This window comes from Plantactinospora mayteni (assembly GCF_016862935.1).
In the GTDB taxonomy this organism is placed as follows: domain Bacteria; phylum Actinomycetota; class Actinomycetes; order Mycobacteriales; family Micromonosporaceae; genus Plantactinospora; species Plantactinospora mayteni.
The window spans coordinates 97,191-112,261 of the sequence record NZ_BONX01000032.1; the positions used below are offsets into that span (position 1 = coordinate 97,191).

Consider the following 15,071-nt stretch of genomic DNA (forward strand, 5'->3'; position numbering starts at 1 on the left):
TCAGTCCTCCCCGTTGACTGTTGTGCTGCACGCGGTTGCCGAGAGATCGGGAGTGGTTCCCTGGGCTGCTCGGTCCTTCGCGGCGAGGAGTTCGGTTCGCCATCGGGCGCGTTCGGAGATGGCGCGCATGAGCCGGTGTGCCATGGGTCCGACGTCCGGATCGTCCGGTCGGGCGAGTTCCCAGGCGTGGCGTACCGGTTCGGTGGTGGCGCCCTGGGCGTGGTCGACGCCGGCAAGGTCGGTGGTGACGCCGAGCAGCGCGCGTACCCAGGCCCGCGCGTCGTGCTTGTGGTCGGCGAGCGTCTTTCCCGACCAGTCCCGCGAGATGAGGATGCGCCGGCCGCCGATGCCGAGGGTCTCCCGCTGGTGCACCTTGCCTTTGCAGCGGCCGGGCTTGAGCTTGGCGTGCGCCTTCTTCGGTTGGACGCCGTAGAGCAGCCAGTTGGCGCATCGGTCGGTGCATGGGGTGATCTGGAGTTGCTGCCAGAGCCGGTCGAGGTGGCGTTGCTGCCGCTCGGTGGCGATGGTGTGGCAGTCGCCGGTGGCCTTGGTGATGTACTTCGTGATGTAGCGAATCGTCCGGGCCGCGTCGTCGGTACCAGGCATGACGCCGCGTGCGTCGACCTGTTTGCCGAACCGGACGACGTGCACGGGTTCGGCGTCCGGGTCCTGGTCGATAGCGTCGAGCGCTTCGCTCCAGGTAGTCAGTGGTCGCCGGGTGTCGGGATCGACCCAGGCCGCCGCCTCCTCGTCCCAGACCGGTGGACGGTCGCGGGTGTAGAGCTGCACGTCGACGGCAGGCCACCACACCTGGTGATAGGTGGCCGCCGCCACGGTGCGCAGCACGTCACGCGGAATGGTGCCCCGGATGGCGAAGTGCGCGTGTGGGGCGAGTCGGCGTTGCGGCTCGACACAGCCCGCGTACTGGACGTTCCAGCCCTCACAGCGCCGGAGATTCTGCCAGAACCGGTCGAGGAGGCGGGGGAAGTGGACCGCGTCCCAGGCTGCCCGGCGGTAGTCGTACCGGTCGGGGTTGACCGGAGTGCCGTCGGGACGGACCGGGCCGTACGAGTCGAGGGTCAGGGTCAGCCACATCGACGGCTGGTAGGTCGAGCCGTCCGGGGCGGTGTAGACCTTGCCGACCGTGCGGCGCTCGACCTTGCGTCGAGGAAGGTCGGGTGCGTCCTGCCGCCGCCTGGTCGAGCGCTTCCGCCGCCGCCCGGTGTCCTCGTCGTCTTGGCCGTCGTCGCCGGACTGGTGAGGTGGACCCACCCGACCGCGCAGCCCTTCGGCCGTAATCGCCTCTTCCACCTCCCGGATGGCCTCATCGAGGTCTTCGACCTGATCCCACTCGGACGCGCGGGCCGCCTCGTCGCGGCCGTACTCCAGGTGCGCCCGCAGCACGACCAGCGCCTTCTGCTCCTCGGTCGCGGGTTCCGGACCGGGCAGGGGTTCGTCCGAGCGGTGCCAGCCCTCCCGGATCTGCGCCTGCCGTAGCCGGCGGTTCTTCTTCGCGCAAGCCGGGCACTTGTCCTCCCGGGTCGCGCCGCAGGGCAGGTCGATGACCTCGGTCTGCCCGGTGTTCAGGTCGGTGCGGCGCATGGCGAGGGGCCGGATGCAGACGCCGTACTCGGTGGCGACGTCTTTGAGGACGTCGACGGCGCGGGGTAGGCCCATTCGTGCCGCCCGCGACCCCGGCCGAGGTTGCTCCGGAGTCGGGGCGGACGGGCCGAGGCCGGGAAGGGCCGGTGCAGTCATCGGGCGACCCGAGCGGACCGGGTGGGATGGACGACGCCGAGCGGAGGCAGCACCGCCGACGACCCCGGCCGCGATGCCGGCACCGGGGCGTAGACGACCGGCGTACGGTCCTGGACCGGTTCGTGGTCAACGGTGACGGGTTCCGGGTCGGGGTCGTCTACGACGGCCGACGCCTGCTCATCGGTGGTCGGGACGGAGGCGGGTGCGCTGGACAGGACGACCTTGACCAGAGCGAGGAAGGCGAGGGAGGGAACGGCGGCGACGATCCAGCCCCAGACGGACGGTTCGGCTTCGGCGACCTGGGCGGCGAGGGAGAGGATGGCGAAGCCGACCAGGAGCACGGCGACGAACCCGACCGGACGACCGGCACGACGCCGGGCGCGGATCTCCAGGCCGAGGTAGATGGCCATCAGCTCGACGGCAACCGCGTTGGCCCAGCCGATCCAGTCGGGTTGACCGTGCGCGACGGTCAGGTCATGTACATGGGTGAACGCGGCAGCGCCGGCCATCCCGCCGATGGCGAGCAGAATCAGCAGCCGGGCCGCAGCTTCGGCACGTACCCGCATCATCGGCCGGCCCCCGTTCGCTCGGTGCGCAGGTCGCGGACGATGCGAGCACCGTCGATGGTCCAGATGGCGCGGATCGCGTGGTCCTCGCAGGTCCAGGCACGGGCGCCGGTCCTGTCCTCGATCTCGATGAGGCCCAACCGATCGCAGGCCAACTCGCCGGGGTGGAGGGTGCACGAGTTCATCGGTTGCCCTCCTCGTCAGGCCGGATGGTCAGGTCGATGCGGATGCGCCGGTACCGCAGTTCGGTGCGGTGGTGGATGAAGGCAGCCAGGCCGCGCAGAGCAGCCGCAGCCTTGTCGGGTGGGGCGACGAGTCGGATGCGTAGCGGCCGGCGGAGTGCAGCCGCGATCCGGTTGAGGGGTGTCATGGCTGGCTACCTCCGGGCCGGTCGGATGGTGGTGCGGATGTTGTCGGGCGGTTCGCCGAGGGTGGCGACAGCTTCGGAGAGGCACCGCCACAACGCCCACGCCTCGCCCTCGGTCAGGTACATCCGGCGGCGGCCGGCACCGACGGCCAGGTAGACGGGGTACGGGTCCGGCCGGTCCGGGTCGACGCGTACCGAAACGGCGGTGCCTGACCCGGTGTCGTTCGGGGTGCGGAGGCGGAAGAACCGCCGCCCGGTCGAGTCGGTCATGCCTGCTCACCCCCGTCGCGGTTCCGGTCCGGGTCGAGGAGGTTCAGTAGCGCGTCGGGCAGCAGTGGCCCGGACGACCGTTGCCGGGGCAGGGCTGGCCGCGCGGGTTCGTCGGCGGTTTCCCGGCCGACCTGGGCCAAGATGTCCGCCGCATCCACCGGCGCCGGATAGGTCGCGGCCATGGCCCGGATCTCGTCGTCGGAGATGTAGGAGAAGCGGACCCGGGCCGGTTCCGGGGTGCCGTCGAGGATCACGTACCCGACGCCCTTGGCCCAGCGCGGCATCTGGTCAGCCAGAGCACCCCGGTTACGGGCACCGTCACCGAGAACCATGTCAACCTGCGACGCCTCGGTGAGGCCGAGTGCGATGCGGGTGGGGAACAGGTCCCGGAACGGCAGCACCTCTTTGCGCGGGTCCTGCAACGCCGCCACCACCAGCACACCGACCCCGGCGCCCTGGGACAGCAGCAGCCCCAACGAGCCCGCGATCCGCTTCCGCAGCTCAGCGTCCTGTAGGTATGCCGTCAGCGCCGCCATTTCGTCGATGACGACCACGACCAGGGGGTCGGCGACGCTCGGCGTATGGACCCGGACCGCGCCGGCAAGCCGGGCCTGCCGTTCCCGCATCACGGCTACCGCCTCGTCCAAGAGGTCGGCCATGGCCTCGAACGACTTGCAAGCGAACCGGGCGAACATCGGTCGCCCCATGGCGAACTCCATCCCGCCCTTGGGGTCGATGACCCACAGCCGGACCAGCCCCGACGCGACACCTCCACCGAGCGCCCGGACCAGGGACCACAGCACGGAGCCTTTGCCACGTCGGGTAGCACCGCCGACCAGGACGTGAGTCGCCAGCAGGTGCAGGCGCCAGGTGGTCAGGTCCTCTCGCCGGGCGAGAGGCAGCGCGGTGAAGTCCGGCACCGCCGGCACCTCGAACGGCGGAACGGTGGTGCGGAGTGCGTCGGTCCGGACCAGGACCAGGTAGACCACGCTCGGCCGGTCCCGGAACCGCACCCGGTCCACCAGTCGGAGCAGCCACGCCCACCGGCCAACCCGCGTCGGTGGGTCGTCGGGGTGCTCGGAGTACACCCGGGCATGCCGCCGCCCGAACGCGTACGCCAGGTTCGCCGTCACCCGCTGGAAGTCCTCCGGCGTCTGGCCGCGCACCATTCGGATCGTCAGCACGTCCAATGCCGGATCTGAGCGCACGGACAGCAGCCGGGGCAGGACCGTCTGATGGTCGTACTTCGCGGCCAGCCGGCACAGGGTCATCGCCTCGCGCCATATCCGCCGGTAGACGAACACCCGACGGAACCAGCCGAGCAGCGGACCGGCCAGCCAGGTCCACCACGACGATTCGTGCCGCCATCGCCAGACAGCCGACACCCCGGCCACCCCGACCAGCAGTGATACGAGACCCTGCCAGCCGTGGTCGACGTACACGGCGAGCAGGAACACCGTCGAGGCGGTGGCGACCGGGTGACGTAGGCACCACCACACCGCCCGCCAGCCCCACCGCAGCAGCAGGCCGGGAATCACCAGCCACAACGGGAGTTCGAGACGCTTGGGCCGGATCACCATCAGGTCCCCGGCCGAGGTCAGCACCACCTCACCCCGAGGCCGCCGCCCGATCATCGGACGCCCCGCAGCGACACGAACCGGCCCGACGCGTCCCGGACCGCCGGCAGCGGTAGGACGAGCTGGTCGACGCAGAGCGGACACTGACCGTCCGCGCTGCCGGCCGGGTCGAACAAGGACTGACACACACCACACCGCGACCGCGTCTCGGCCGTCCGGCGCCTACGCTTGGACACGTCGAAACCTCTCTCCAGAGGAGCAGGGGGATTGACAAGAGAGGGGCGGGGCTGCCGTCCGCCAAGACCAGACAGCCCCGCCCACCAACCAGCGGTCAGGCCGCCGCCATCGAGTCGCGGTTGACGCCGGCAGGGGCACGCATCCCGGTCGCCCGCAGCGAGTACGCCATCCGGCCGTTGTTGGCCACGTACGGCGTGACCGTCAAGCCCTCGAACTCCACCGCCTCGAACGGCGCACCGGTCGGCGGGACCGGCTGGTAGTCGGCCGAGATCTTGACCGTCGTCTCCCGCGACCGCTTCCCCAACTCGGGGTCAAGGTCCATCACCCGCACCTGCCACACCCGCTGACCCGTCACCTTGTCCTTAGCCGGGCTACGGCGACCCGACTTCTCGTCGTAGTCCTCCACCTCACCCAGCGACTCGGGCACCAACGCGCACCCCGCCGGGAACACGTCCTCACACCGGACCGCGAACCGGGTCCCGCCACGCAGAGCCATCGCTCAAGACCTCCATGGTGTTGTCTGCCAAGTAGTCAACTTGTCTGCCAAGTTGATGCTTTGAAGGTACGGGCGCTTGGCAGACAAGTCAATGTCTTGGTGCCGACGAGATTCGAGGCTCACGTCTACGAGCGGTGGTGATCAGGTTGAACCACTCGAACGACGGCAGGCATCTGTACCGTCAGGAACGGCTGTTTGGTTTGTCTCTCACTGTGGACACAGTGTCGAGCGTCCGACGTTCCCGGCACGTCTGTAGAACTACATAGGGGCTTCCAATCCGTCTATGTAGTCTTCGGGAGTCACCTTTGTGAGCAGGGAAAACGCCGGGTGTGGACGGTGAAATTTCTCGTGGCCCGGGCCGAAGCACCCGTCCTAGGGTTCGATCTGAAGAACCGGCCGGGGCTTCAACGCCGACGAGTGGCGATGGTCAGCGGGCCGACAGCAGCGCGCGGAGCGCGTACGCGCGGGCTTCGATGATCCGCATGCGGGCCGAGTGTTCGGCGGGTTCTCTGTGCGCGGGTTGGCTGGTTGCCTGGCCGGGCCACTTGCGGTAAAGGAGGCCGGTTTCGGCGGTGAAGTAGCCCTCGGTGATGACGCTGGCCGCGATTAGTAGCCCGGTGTCTTCGCTGGCGGGCAGCGCCATCCAGCCGCCAAGAGCGAGGAGAAGGTCCCGGCGCAGGCACAGCGTCGCCGGGTGTACCTGTGCCCGGTGGCCGTTGGCCTTCCAGAAGGCGAGGACCGCACCGCGGCTAATCGGCCCGTCGGGCGGATCCTGGTCGAATCCCTGAGTCGTGCCGTCCGGGAGCAGGTCCAAGACCCGCGACGTGGTCCAGCCGAGGTGCGGATTCTCGGTGAGTACCGCGATGTCGCGGGCGAGCGCACCTAGGGTGAGCTGATCATCGGCGTCGAGGACCTTGACAAGATCACCCTCAGCACGCGCCAGGGCAAGCGTTCGGGCGACGCCGGGACCGCCGGGCCGGCCGCTGCCGGGAAGGATGCGGGGATCGTCGGGGAGTTGGTCGAGCAGTAGCCCGTCCTGCCCGTCCTCCTGGACGAGCCACTGCCAGTCCCAGCCGTCCGGCATCTTCTGCCCGGCCAACGACCCGTAGGCGTCGGCGAGGTAGCCGACACTCGGGCCGTGGACCGGTGTGATGACCGAGACGAGTCGGCTCAAGCGTTCCACCGCTTCAGCTTCGTCGTGAAGCAGAGTTCCGTCCGGTCACCTGGGAAAACGACGTCCGCGACCTCTACCACCCGATCCTGGATGTCGTACGACGTCTTGCGCACGTCCAGGACAGCAACCCCAGCCTCGATGTCGAGTAGTTCGGCCTCGTCCGGCAGCGGCGGCCGGGCCTGTACGACCTCCTCGATCCGGTCCAGCTCGATTCCGACGGTGGAGAGCTGATGTTGGGTACCGCCCGGCCATGGTTCGTAGTCGGCGGACAGCAGTTGCTTGTTGCGCTTCACCAGGTCATACGGCAGGTAGGAGTACGACGCCGACAGCGGCGCGGTTTCGTGCCGGGAACTGGTCCAGTAGACCCGCCGTAGCAGTGGCGCACCGACCGGCAGGCCGAACGCCGCCGCCATCTCCTCGTCCGCCTTCACCTCGGAGTACTCGGCGTGGAACTTGAGGTCATCGACCGTCAGGCCGGTGTCATGCTCGGTTCCGCCGGTCCGCCGCCGTTCGGCCTCGTCGAGGAGTACCCGGTCCTTCTCCCACTGATACCGCTCGGTGTTACGCCGGCGGACCCGCTGCCGAGGCGCCCGTACGTAGGTGCCCCGACCCTGCTCGGCCCGGACCAGGCCCCATTCCCGAAGCTGCCGGATGGCGTTACGCACGCTGGTCCGGGACAGCCCGGACGAGTCGGCTAACTCCGTCTCGCTCGGCATGGCCGTACCCCGGGGAAGCTCGCCGCTCTCGATCCGGGCGCGCAGCTCCTCCGCAAGCTGGAGGTAGCGCGGACGCCAGTCACGAGAGTTCACGGCGCTTACGCTACCGCCTAGACGTTGATACGTCTGCCGGGCCGTCGACCTGTCGCGCCGGTCAGCCACCGCCTTCGTCCCCAAGCAGCGGATCCTCTTGAAGCTGCCAGGCTCCGACCGGATGCGGGAGATGGATGATCTCAGCGATCATCCGCCCTGTCTGCGCGAACGTGAGCAGCACCGTTTCCGTAGACCCGTGGTGCGTGACATCGATCTTCAACAGCGGGGCGTGCGCGGCCCCTCGATCGGCGACGAGTTGGACACTGAGCCAACCACTGCCCTCCCGGCCGACGGTCGCCAGCCGGCTCCGGTGTTTCGGGTCCGTCGCCCGGCAGCCCCGACACCACCCGGGGCACACATCACGCGGAAAAACCCGGACTCGCGTCTTCCCTTCGTCGCCCTGGTCACGCTCGACCATCGTCGCCTCCCTGCGGCGGCGGCTTGAATCCTGCTTGGCGTAGCAGGTCGTCCAGGTGCCGAGACAGCCGCCACACCTCGGCCAGCCGGAGCACCGCCCCGCCGGATCCCCGGAATCGACCAGCAGCGTGGACGCCCAGCATCGGTAGACCGGCCTGCCCAGCGAACAGATACACAGCCACGGCGCCGCCGCCGCGCCGGTCCCCAAGCAACCGAACCGGCCCCTTGTGATGGCGTAGAGCCCGTTCGACCTGAGCAGACAGCATGAACTCACATCGCTGCGGTACGCACCATGGCGGATGCACCACGTCAGGCCGCCGCCGAGGCGTTGCGCTCACTGGGGCCGCCGCCCGCCATGCCCCCGGAACGCCTGCCCGAGAGTCAACAGCGGCACAGACCGCCAACGGGTGTACTCGCACGTTCGGGCGATGGCCCACGACGGGACAGCGGGCGGGGGAGTCGGGTGGGCCACGCCCCGGTGAACAGACGGCGCAGGCTCCGAGTGACGAGCGCGACACCGCGACGACCGCCAGAACGCGAGTCGGATGAGCAAGCGAGCACGAACCATCACGATCTCCTTGCAGGGTGAGGTAGGCCGGTGGCCGGCTCCCGGGGGGAAGGCAGACCGACCACCGGCCCGATGACGGCACGGCGCACCGCCGGATCGGCGGCGTCGGGTATCGCCGTGCCCGGATCAGGCACACGCGGGGACGCGTCGAACCGCTGTCCAGCGCGTCAGTGCTCTCCGGTCGTGCGACCGGGCCGGCGGCGTGCCAACCCCTTGCCAGACCTGCCGTCCCGGCCGCACTTACCGAAAGGTACCTACAAGTAGACAGCTTGTCTAGACGTCCATTCTGACCGTGGATGGCCGCCGAGAATATGGCAGACAGGTACGGTGATGCCCGTGCCAGCCCCGCACAGACAACCCCGTTACCGCGCCATCGCTGACGAGCTCCGACGCCGCATCGCCGCAGGCGCCATCCCAGCCGGCGCCCTCATCCCGTCCGAAAGCGCACTAACCGCAGAGTTCCGCGTCGCCCGAGGAACCATCCGCGAAGCAATCAACGTGCTCCGCGTTGATGGCCTGGTTGTCACCGAACATGGCAGAGGCACCTATGCTCGTCCCAACGTCGCTGTACGCAGGCTCGGCCCAGATCGATATCGCCCTGCCCTAAGCCCGAGTGACGTGGTTCCGAGCTCAGGCGCCAGCGGCTCACCCATTGCCCCGGAAGGGGTTGAAGCCGACTATTCCCAGGTACATGCATCGGCGGAAGTTGCGAGGGCATTCAATGTAGTTCCCGGAACAATGCTCTTGCAGCGGCGTCTAATTGCGAAAGAATCTGGAATCCCGCAACAAATAACTACTTCATACTATTTATTCGACATGGTCGCAGGCACACCTGTAGCTGATCCTGGCCGTGAACCTTGGCGCGGGGGCCATATCTCACAGCTCCGTTCGCTTGGTGTTACAGTTACCAGGATTCGGGAGACAGTACGCTCTCGTATTCCCACTACCGACGAGGCGAGGATCCTTCGGTTGTCAGCAGGCGCTTCGGTTCTTGCTGTGACCCGTCTAACGGAAGCCCAGGACGACGTAGTTGAAGTCGCAATGGAGATCGTTCTTCCTGCTGATCGAACGGAACTCGACTACGAATTACTTCTCTGGGAGGGATAGCGTCGTAGAACAGTTTACAGACGTCTAGTATCAGATTCAGCCTAGGCCTTCCTGAATCCGCAGCCTCTGAACGTGCACATAAGCTAAGTCGACGCTCGTCGGCATGACGCTGCGAGCTACCGCCAGTCTCAGGCCCAAATCAGCGAGCCTAGCCGAATCCTCGGGGTGCTGGGGTTCAAACGCCTCAAATACTTGGAGGATTGTGGCGTAGTAGTAAAGGGCTACGCCAAGTTGCATGGAGACCCTATTAGCAGGCCTGTCCGCATCGGGGCGGAGCGCGGTGTTAGCAGCTGCTAGAACCGATTCCGACTCTAGTTCTGGCCAATCGGGGTCGGCAAGCACCTTAAGTAGATCGAACGCTGCCTCTCCTGTAAGTTCACTATTCACGCGGCCGATTAGCCCCGATTTGAGGCGCCGAATCTCTTGGTGGACAATCTCGTAAGTTAAAGGAACCAGGTCATCCTGGTCGAGCCTCCGGCGGGCGTCGATAAGGGCTCGGGCAGTCCGTATCAAATCTCGTGGAATTCCTCCGCTTAACGCGTGACAAAGGGTAACGAAGGCTTGAGGGAACCCGACAAGCCTGCGACCCAACAGTTCCTTTGCCTGCGATATATTAAGGACAGGCAACCTAACCACCTCGTCAAATGTGCTATCGAGTACCGGTCGGATGCCAACCATGCGACGCTCAAATTGTGCAAGTGCGTCTTCAGAAACCGTCACCAGATAGGTGCAATGCAGAATGCCGAAGATGCCCTTGATGTCGTTAATGAAACGCTCGGCTGATTCAACATCGGTTACCCGGTCTAGCTCATCAATGATTACAACGAGATTTCCATCGTAGAGCGACTCACGCCACCACAATATTGAGTCTGCCGCGAATGACCTATAGGCGCGAATGAGGTCAGGAAGTGACGCGACCTGCTCAATCAGCTGTCTCGTGTTCTTTCTTCCTAGTTCAAATCCGACCTTTGCTTTAAGGCCGCCGCTTCGCTCAACGGAAATGGTTTGCAGAAAGCGGAGGGCCTTTTCTTCCTCTATCGAACGTCGAACCAATTCCGCTGCACCTGTCCGACCCTTGTGGGGCCGTAAACTCCCTGCGAGAGTAAAGACAACGGCGAACAGTGCTAGATAGGAAGCCATTTGCCATATATTTTTTGGTAGCGGTATCGGGTCGACACGTATCGGAAGAATTGATATCGCGTCTGGTCTGACTTGAATAAGAATGAGAAAAATGCTGGCGAGTGCGACTAAAATTCTAATAGCATTCAGTATTCCTCGCGAGACGCGTTTCCACCTTGCGTCGACCATACCGGATAGGCGCTCTCTCACGCGTTCGCATAGCTGCCGATACAGTGCAATCACAAATTCCTTAGCGTCGTAAGAGGCAGGCGCGTCCAGTGAGACGACCAAGTTTCGAGGTGCTGCTTGTGGCGTTGTAAGGCTTCGTAGCAAGGTACTCTTGCCTGCTCCGCGGGGACCACTAATTGCGACTGCTGAAGCGCCAAGCTCGCTAACTAAGGTTTGAATTCGCTTCAGTTCATCTCGATCAATGAGGTACCTATCGTCAGTGGCCGAGCTCAGGGCCGGTGCCTGGTCGAACCGAAGGGCTGTTGGCGAATGCTTGTCCGACCATATGTTCATGGCAACTCTTACATGCGGAAGAATGGCCTCCCTGAGTTCCATTTTGACGCGAACATAGGCCTTACGGTGGTCGATCGCATCTTTGAACAGCCCGGCAGTCATCGAAATGAGCACAAATATTGCTACCAAGGAGGTGGCCACTAGGCCAGGATCACCAAGGGTATCGAGAGTTTTCTGAAGCCATGCGGTAGATGGGAAGGTTCCGGGGGCGCTCCTATCATTCTCATGCCATTTATCTCGCAGAGCATTCCCAAACAGCCAAAGCCCAAGTGCGCCCGGCGGAGTGTAGGCGATGATCTTCTTACTTCCCTGTCGAAGATCTTCGTAAAGCGCCGCGTAGTGCATGAGGATTTCGTCTTCGCGCTCTTTTATATAGGAGAGAACGAATGTTGAAGAGCCGCCGTGGACCCTCATTGAGTGGTAAAACTCCGGTGTTGCTAGGATTCCTGTAACGGCACCGACTACCAGTCTTTCTCGCCTCTCTAGGCGGCGTTCGTTTGCATTCTCTTTCCAATCGGAGTTGAGTCGGATACCCAGCTCAATGAGTTTTTCAAGGCCATCCATTGCCAAGTAGGCAAAGTCAACAAGTAGGCCTTTCGTCTTGGTGCGTAAGCTCGTGCGGGAGGGTCCAGGATCGTCCAAGTCGCCTGCGCCAACTTGGTCCTGTTCCGGCGGATCAGTATCAGGCGTCTCCGCGCGCGTCGTCACGGGTCCTATGTACATGAGCCGATGTCATGTTTGCTAGGGGCGGAGCTGAAAGGTCAGGATGCTGACACTTACCGTCTGCCGAATTTCCCTGTTCTTGGATCAAGGCACCGCGCTCCGCGCGGTGCGGGGCGGCAAGCCCGGCCGGCGGCAAGCCGCCCCGGCCGCCTTCGGCGCCGGGCGGTGAGCCACCGACAGCCGCCGGGACACTCGCCCCACGCGCTGTCGTGAGCCGCCGGGCGCGTAGGTCAGCTCAGGCTGAGATCGTCCGGGTAGCGCTCGCGGAGCGCGGCAACCGCATCGCGCAAGCAGTGGTCAAGGCTGTCGCCGTCGTACCTGATTGACGCCCCGCCGAGCTGCTGGCCGGAGATCACCACGGTCCAGGGCTTGTACGCCCGCTCCCCGTCAATCTTGATGGCGCCCACCAAGCCCAACTCGCCGAGACGCGTCAGCAACTCCGGTACACGCTCATCCCACCCCATCCGAGGATTGGACCACGAACGCCGGAACGGAAGCCGGCGCACCACCCGCCGTCGAGGTCGGGGCTTCCGACTGCCGCGCCAGTCCAACCCCGGGACTGGCTTGCCACCGAGCCGCCGGGTACCGGCCCGTCGACCTCCAGGCGTAGCCCACCCAGATGCGCGATGCTGGATGGATGACGCTGACACCTGGTGACATCGCCATCAGGGCAAGCCGGCCAAGTTTCCGCGCGCTGCTCCTCACCTGCGTCGCCACCGGCCGGGAGATCGATCTGTATGCCGAGACGTTGCCGGACAGTCCGGATCACGACTGGTCTGTTGACCTTAGCGACCTGGAGAACTGGGTGCGGCCGGCTATGGTGCCGATCAGTCGGGAGGAGCGGCGAGCGCTTGCGGCGGCCATCAAGGGCTGGGCCGATGTTGGAGGGTTACGTGTTCGCTGGGATGGCAGACTCGCCGAGTGAACGAAGGTGCTCCTCCCACGGCCGGTGATCTGGGTGCGTCAGCCCCGAAGCCGAGGGCAGGAGGCCGGGCCATCCACGGGCCATAAGCCGGTGTAATTCCAGGCCAAACCAGGCCGCCCGAGACCGCGTCGACCAGGCGAAACGCCGTACCAGGACCCGTCTCGGTCCAATTCCCAAGCTGACAGTGCGGGTTCGATTCCCGTCACCCGCTCCAACAATGAAGGCCCAGGTCAGAGGACATTTCCTGACGCTGGGCCTTCGTTGTATCTGATCTCTCCGGGCGTCGTGCCCGTGCGTGTGTCCCCTCCGGGTCTGCGGGCGCCTGGTCCTGGTCCCCGTTGTGTGACTACTACCGACTAGGAGGCCGAGGCGGGCACTCCTGCCAGGTCTGGGTGGCGGAGACGCCCGAAACTGGCCGAGGGTTGACAGGGTGGGGCGGGGCCTCAACTCTTGATGGCCTTCGCGATCTGTAGGGCGGCCTGGGCGGGCATGAGGTGCGTGGTATCGATGACCTCGGCCTCGTCGCGTAGCCACGTGCGAGCCGCCTCCGCGTAGGGCTCGAGGTATTTGAGGCGGAACGGGGAGGGGGTAGGGTGTTCCCCTTCGATGCGCCTGCGGAGGGTGTCTTGGTCGGCGTGGAGGACGAAGTGCCTTACCGGGATGGCATGGTGGGCGAGGCCCGTGCTGATCTCGCGCCAGTACTGCTCGACTAGGACAGTCATGGGCATCACCAGAGTGCCGCCGGTGTAGTCGAGTACGCGGCGGGCGGTCTCGACGACGAGTTGCCGCCACGGCGGCCAGTGCTGGAAGTTGTCCGTCGCAGGCAGCCCTGGCGTGATGTCCATGAGTGTCTCGCCGACCTTCTCGGCGTCGAACACCCGTGAGTCCGGGATCAGTTGCTGCACGAGTGCGCTGGTCGTCGTCTTGCCTGCGCCGTGGGTGCCGTTGAGCCACACGATCATGGGGACCGACGCTACATGTAGCGCGTCGCCCGGGGGATAGACGTTTGATCTGATGCCATTCGGTTCTAACGACCGTGACCAGGTTTCAGTTACCGGGGCTCGACTCAGGCACCGGAGGCCTCGGGGGCACGATCCTGCCAATCATCGCTGATAACCGCCATCTATCGCTGGCAGTCATACGTTGCCGGTGCCGTCGGTGGGCTTGCGCACGTCCTCGTAGACCTGATTGACGCCTCGCGGAGCTGACAGTGCGCGTTTCGATTCCCGTCACCCGCTCCACGAGCTAAGGCCCAGGTCAAATGCGCCCGTCGTGCCCCCTGCGTGCCCCTCCGGTTCGGCGTGTCCTTCCGTGCCCTCCGTCGTGGCGCTGGCCGGGTCGGACATGCTGCTGTGCATGGGACAGCGCGTTGATCACGAATCGGATGTCGAGCGGCTTCTCTACGAGCTGTGTGTCAAGTTGGGCTTCTGCCTGCCACCTGCCGAGCGCCGCGAACTGTGCGAGGCACCCCCACGCGACGTGGGCAGCTTTACCGATGCGGTGTTCGAAGCGGAGGGTATGGGCGACATGTCTTGCACAGACCTCCGCCAGCAGGTGCGAGAGGTCGTCGATGAGCACATGAGCCGTTGGGCGTAGCGTCGGTGACCTGCCCTGCATCCGTGCGGCGTGTTCGGCCGGGTCGCGGTGTGCGGCTTGGCCGGTCATCTGGCCGGGCCACTTGCGGTAGTACAGGCCGGGGTCGGCGACGAAGTAGCCGTCGCTGATGACGCTGGCGGCGATGAGCAGGCCGGTGTCTTCGGAGGCGGTTACGGCCATCCAGCCGCCCAGAGCGAACAAGGAGATCCCGGCGCACGCACAGAGTCGCCGGGTGTACGGGTGCCCGGTAGTCGTTGGCCTTCCAGAAGGCGAGTACCGCACTGCGGCTGAAAGGGCCGTCCGGCGGGTCCTTGTCCCACCCATGCGTTGACCCGTCCGGGTGCAGGTCCAGAACCCGTGACGTGACCCAGCCGAGGTGCGGGTTGTCGGTGAGTGTGGCGATGTCTCGGGCGAGCGCGCCCGGGGTGAGTTGGTCGTCGGCGTCGAGGACCTTGACGTACTCGCCTTCGGCCCGTGCCAAGGCGAGAGTCCGGGCGACGCCGGGACCGCCGGGCCGGCCGCTGCCGGGGAGGATTCGAGGATCGTCGGGGAGTTGGTCGAGCAGTAGTCCGTCCTGCCCGTCCTCCTGGACGAGCCACTGCCAGTCCCAGCCGTCCGGCATCTTCTGCCTGGCCATCGACCCGTACGCGTCGGCGAGGTAGCCGGCACCGGGCGGATGAACCGGTGTGACGACCGAGACGAGTCGGGTCGAGCGTTCCACGAGTTCAGCTTCGTCGTGAAGCAGAGATCCGTCCGGTCACCTGGGAAAACGACGTCCACGATTTCTACCGCCCGATCCGCGCCCGGCAAGAGGTCGCGCGACGGGCGAAGACGTGCCGG

16 protein-coding genes and 1 pseudogene are annotated in these 15,071 nt (G+C 65.7%); 2 read left to right on the forward strand and 15 right to left on the reverse strand.

What is annotated here, in order from left to right; genetic code table 11:
- From Pma05_RS23515 to Pma05_RS23560, 10 genes are all read right to left on the reverse strand, one after another.
- Positions 1-1,758: a replication initiator gene (locus Pma05_RS23515; RefSeq protein WP_203859627.1), complete on the reverse strand. Its 1,758-nt coding sequence runs from the start codon at positions 1,756-1,758 to the stop codon at positions 1-3.
- Positions 1,755-2,327 (reverse strand): DUF2637 domain-containing protein, encoded by a 573-nt coding sequence (locus Pma05_RS23520; protein ID WP_203859628.1) that lies wholly within the window; start codon positions 2,325-2,327, stop codon positions 1,755-1,757. Before Pma05_RS23520 ends, Pma05_RS23515 begins: the two co-directional genes overlap by 4 nt.
- A complete protein-coding gene (locus tag Pma05_RS23525; RefSeq protein ID WP_203859629.1) occupies positions 2,324-2,509 on the reverse strand; it encodes a hypothetical protein in 186 nt (61 codons plus the stop codon). The genes Pma05_RS23520 and Pma05_RS23525 overlap by 4 nt, the downstream gene beginning before the upstream one ends.
- Complete coding sequence (locus Pma05_RS23530) at positions 2,506-2,694, reverse strand: hypothetical protein (protein ID WP_203859630.1); 189 nt, start codon at positions 2,692-2,694, stop codon at positions 2,506-2,508. Before Pma05_RS23530 ends, Pma05_RS23525 begins: the two co-directional genes overlap by 4 nt.
- Before the next feature lie 6 nt (positions 2,695-2,700).
- Positions 2,701-2,961: a hypothetical protein gene (locus Pma05_RS23535; RefSeq protein WP_203859631.1), complete on the reverse strand. Its 261-nt coding sequence runs from the start codon at positions 2,959-2,961 to the stop codon at positions 2,701-2,703.
- Positions 2,958-4,595: an FtsK/SpoIIIE domain-containing protein gene (locus Pma05_RS23540; protein WP_203859632.1), complete on the reverse strand. Its 1,638-nt coding sequence runs from the start codon at positions 4,593-4,595 to the stop codon at positions 2,958-2,960. Before Pma05_RS23540 ends, Pma05_RS23535 begins: the two co-directional genes overlap by 4 nt.
- Positions 4,596-4,869: 274 nt before the next feature.
- The gene (locus tag Pma05_RS23545; RefSeq protein WP_203859633.1) at positions 4,870-5,271 is read right to left on the reverse strand and encodes a transcriptional regulator; all 402 of its coding nucleotides are present in this window, start codon (positions 5,269-5,271) and stop codon (positions 4,870-4,872) included.
- Between the two features lie 427 nt (positions 5,272-5,698).
- Positions 5,699-6,454, reverse strand: coding sequence for a glycosyltransferase (locus tag Pma05_RS23550; protein ID WP_344920633.1), 756 nt, complete (start codon positions 6,452-6,454; stop codon positions 5,699-5,701).
- Complete coding sequence (locus tag Pma05_RS23555) at positions 6,442-7,254, reverse strand: GntR family transcriptional regulator (RefSeq protein WP_239312943.1); 813 nt, start codon at positions 7,252-7,254, stop codon at positions 6,442-6,444. The genes Pma05_RS23550 and Pma05_RS23555 overlap by 13 nt, the downstream gene beginning before the upstream one ends.
- 61 nt (positions 7,255-7,315) lie before the next feature.
- Positions 7,316-7,672 carry a hypothetical protein gene (locus Pma05_RS23560; RefSeq protein ID WP_203859635.1) on the reverse strand — a complete coding sequence of 119 codons (357 nt, stop codon included), beginning with the start codon at positions 7,670-7,672 and terminating at the stop codon, positions 7,316-7,318.
- A gap of 897 nt (positions 7,673-8,569) precedes the next feature.
- Here Pma05_RS23560 and Pma05_RS44060 point away from each other — a divergent pair.
- On the forward strand, positions 8,570-9,346 hold the full coding sequence (locus Pma05_RS44060; RefSeq protein ID WP_372441540.1) for a GntR family transcriptional regulator: 777 nt from the start codon (positions 8,570-8,572) through the stop codon (positions 9,344-9,346).
- A gap of 36 nt (positions 9,347-9,382) precedes the next feature.
- On the opposite strand, the gene Pma05_RS23570 is transcribed toward Pma05_RS44060, so the two are convergent.
- Both Pma05_RS23570 and Pma05_RS23575 read right to left on the reverse strand, forming a co-directional pair.
- Positions 9,383-11,695: an ATP-binding protein gene (locus tag Pma05_RS23570; protein WP_203859637.1), complete on the reverse strand. Its 2,313-nt coding sequence runs from the start codon at positions 11,693-11,695 to the stop codon at positions 9,383-9,385.
- 245 nt (positions 11,696-11,940) lie between these two features.
- Positions 11,941-12,174 (reverse strand): hypothetical protein, encoded by a 234-nt coding sequence (locus Pma05_RS23575; RefSeq protein ID WP_203859638.1) that lies wholly within the window; start codon positions 12,172-12,174, stop codon positions 11,941-11,943.
- Between the two features lie 173 nt (positions 12,175-12,347).
- Here Pma05_RS23575 and Pma05_RS23580 point away from each other — a divergent pair, with 173 nt between their 5' ends.
- Positions 12,348-12,635 carry a hypothetical protein gene (locus Pma05_RS23580; RefSeq protein WP_203859639.1) on the forward strand — a complete coding sequence of 96 codons (288 nt, stop codon included), beginning with the start codon at positions 12,348-12,350 and terminating at the stop codon, positions 12,633-12,635.
- Positions 12,636-13,078: 443 nt separating this feature from the next.
- Here the strand turns inward: Pma05_RS23580 and Pma05_RS23585 are convergent, their stop codons facing one another.
- The 3 genes and pseudogenes from Pma05_RS23585 to Pma05_RS42700 form a co-directional block, all read right to left on the reverse strand.
- Positions 13,079-13,597, reverse strand: coding sequence for an AAA family ATPase (locus Pma05_RS23585; protein ID WP_203859640.1), 519 nt, complete (start codon positions 13,595-13,597; stop codon positions 13,079-13,081).
- A gap of 295 nt (positions 13,598-13,892) precedes the next feature.
- The gene (locus tag Pma05_RS42695) at positions 13,893-14,411 is read right to left on the reverse strand and encodes a hypothetical protein (protein ID WP_239312960.1); all 519 of its coding nucleotides are present in this window, start codon (positions 14,409-14,411) and stop codon (positions 13,893-13,895) included.
- Between the two features lie 232 nt (positions 14,412-14,643).
- Positions 14,644-14,868 (reverse strand): annotated as a pseudogene (locus Pma05_RS42700) (glycosyltransferase); the annotation flags it as partial.
- Positions 14,869-15,071: the final 203 nt, after the last annotated feature.